Source organism: Caballeronia sp. GAFFF1 (genome assembly GCF_023630705.1).
Taxonomy (GTDB): domain Bacteria; phylum Pseudomonadota; class Gammaproteobacteria; order Burkholderiales; family Burkholderiaceae; genus Caballeronia.
On record NZ_JALQEM010000052.1, the window covers coordinates 1 to 1,121 of the forward strand.

Annotated in this window: 1 pseudogene; it reads right to left on the reverse strand. The window is 64.6% G+C overall.

The features are described from left to right. A pseudogene (locus NCR37_RS28260) lies at nt 1–1,121 on the reverse strand (IS256 family transposase); the annotation flags it as partial.

Sequence of the window (1,121 nt, forward strand, 5' to 3'; positions counted from 1 at the left end):
GGCCGCAGCGAGAATCCAGAGTTCATTCACGCCGAGGATTTTTCGGAAGTGCTTCTCAGCTTCCAGGAAGCCCGCGGCTGTCCAGCGCAACGCCATCTCGGCGTCGCGATAGCGCTTCACGCGCCCCGCGACCCGGCGCACCGCGCCGTTGGGATTCTCGATGATGTTGGTCGTCGACAGCCCGCGCATGAGCGCCGGCGTTAGGCCCAGCTTGTTCACCGTGAAGGTTTCCTCCAGCCCCTCGAGCAGTGCGGCCGAGGCGTCCGGATGGTCGGCCTTGAGCCACGCCGCGTGCGTCTTGAGCTTGGCGATGCCATCGTCGGTCGACAACTTGTAGGCAGCCTTCATGATCGCGGCGGTTTGCGAAACGCTCTCCTTGGGCAGGCGCTCAAGGACGTTGCGCTGCTTGTGCACACGGCAGCGCTGCACGTGGGCGCGTTCGCCGAAGAACTCCTCGATGGCCGAGCGCAGCGCTTTGGAACCATCGATCACGAACAGGTATTCGCGATCCGCCGGCAGGCCGCGCTCGATCAGTCCGCGCAACAGATCCTTGACGACCTGGGCGTTCTCACTCGACCCGCTCGCGAGACCCAGGAGGTGTTTCTCGCCGGAGCTGTCCACGCCGATAGCGGCGATGATGTGGCGTGAGTCGACGATGATGCCGTCCAGGTAGATCGCCAGGAAGTCCTTGTCATCGAAGCGCCGCCCCATCATCTCGGTGAGCGCCGTCTGGCTGGCCTTGATGAACTCGCGCGAGACGCTGCTCTTGGAGATGCCAACGGTGCCGGCCATCTCGGGCAGGACCTTGGCATATTTGCGCGTCGACACGCCCGTGACCATGATCTCGTGCACGCGCTCGGCGAGCCGCGGATTCTCGTTCAATTGCTCGTAGGCGGGGACCGACACTTCGCCGCCGCCACGACGCCAAGGCGCGGCCGCTTCATGTTCAACTTGCGTTCGTCCATCACAATCTGGCCTTGCTGCGAGCCGTGCCAGCGGATCTCGCCGCCTCTGCGGCCCGGATGCTTCTCGCCGGCGACCTCCGTCGCCGAGATCACCAGCAGTTGCTCGACAAGGCTACGGCCGGCTTCATGCATCAACTCGTCGATGCTCGCGCGGGT